This is a genomic window from Agaribacillus sp. DX54, from assembly GCF_056858335.1.
In genome coordinates this window covers 1-873 of sequence record NZ_JBXEQE010000105.1, presented here as the reverse complement: position 1 = coordinate 873, position 873 = coordinate 1, and the positions used below count along the sequence as shown (strand labels likewise).

Below are 873 nucleotides of genomic sequence, written 5' to 3'. Positions count from 1 at the left end.
TTTATAGGGCATACCTTAAACCAATCAAAATTAAGAGAAAATGAAAGTTACTTTAGATCGTTGTTCAGCAGTATCCAAGCGCCGACCTATCCCTTTAATCTGTCAGATACCCTCGGTGATGGATCTACTCGTATTGTATCTTCAAAAGCGATGTTGTCTTCTGAATTACGCGATGCTGTACGTCAGGTATCCAGTGATTTACAAATAAGCCCTGCCGTATTGTTCCATGCGGCCTTTGGCCTGGTAGTGGGAAGGTGCAGTGGGACGGACCATGCCCTCTTTGGTTCCTTGTTTTTAGGAAGGTTACAAGGGGCTAAAGGCTCCGCATCCTCCTTAGGCTTATTTATTAATACCCTGCCCGTATTGTTAGACCTTAAGGGTGATATACCGGCATACATTAGCCATACCAATGAGCGTCTGCAAGAACTCCTGTCCCATGAACAGACCCCTTTGTCAAATGTCCATGATTGGAGTGGTATCACCAATGATGTTCCCCTGTTCAGTGCCCTGTTAAATTACCGTCATTCAGCACCAGGTTCATCATCAGATAAGTCAGATAAATCAAGTAAACCCTTTGATTTAGGTGCTGAACTGTTGGCGGGAAAAGAACGAACGAATTATCCTTTTACTTTTGATGTAGATAATTACGGTAATGATTTTGGATTGACGGTAAAGCTATCCGATCGGGGTATCGATCCTTCGGCTGTCGTGTCCTATATGGAAGAGGCATTAACGGTATTGTTGGAACATATTGATGCAGCATCGACAACTAGTGTTAATGAACTGTCCATTATACCCAATGAAGAGAGGTATCAATTATTAGAAGTATTCAATGATACGGGGGTTGCTTATCCAACGGACAAGACAGTAGTC

At 42.8% G+C, this 873-nt stretch carries 1 protein-coding gene; it reads left to right on the top strand.

The genetic code is table 11. From position 1 onward, the window contains the following. Nucleotides 1-873: condensation domain-containing protein (locus tag AC04NP_RS30530; protein ID WP_482863919.1), on the top strand; the 873-nt coding region annotated here is incomplete at both ends.